The sequence below is a fragment of the Bartonella sp. AA83SXKL genome, from assembly GCF_042196965.1.
In the GTDB taxonomy this organism is placed as follows: Bacteria; Pseudomonadota; Alphaproteobacteria; order Rhizobiales; family Rhizobiaceae; genus Bartonella.
Genome location: NZ_JBHIRG010000369.1, coordinates 1 through 505 on the forward strand (window position 1 = coordinate 1; position 505 = coordinate 505).

The window sequence follows — 505 nt, forward strand, 5'->3', positions numbered from 1 at the left end:
TTCACTGTTTTCATTCATTTGCTTTTCACACCAATCTCTTCTAGTACGTTCAGCAAATTGTTCACACGCACCATACTGCTTATCCTGAAAAAGGGGAGTAGCACAATCGTTTATCATTTTCTATCCTTTAGCAGCATAATGTACCCATTTACTTGCAAGTTGGTTTTAAATAGTTTCAAAAGCAATCACATCCCCTTTGTTAAATAAGAAAGAGCTCATTTACTTCACAGCACACCTCTCTATGAATAGAAGAAGCCTTTTGGCTCTCTAAACTTTAAAGTAGAAAGAACAGTATGACTTTAACTCCCATGGAAATAGCCCTGTTAGAAGCACAATGGGCAGCAAAAAAAGATGAAGTCCCTGTAGGCGCAGTTATCACCCGCGGTCAATCAATTATTGTACGTGCTGGGAACTCTATAAAAGCCGCATATGATCCTACAGGACACGCAGAAATCCGCGTTATCCGTATGGCTTGCGAAGCATTCCAAAGCGAAAGACTTCCTGA

General features: G+C 40.2%; 1 protein-coding gene. It reads left to right on the plus strand.

Going from position 1 to position 505, the window contains the following annotated elements; translation table 11 throughout:
* Nucleotides 1-293: 293 nt before the first annotated feature.
* Nucleotides 294-505, plus strand: a 212-nt coding sequence (locus tag ACFINO_RS11665; protein ID WP_375656018.1) for a deaminase, incomplete at its 3' end; no start/stop codon positions are given.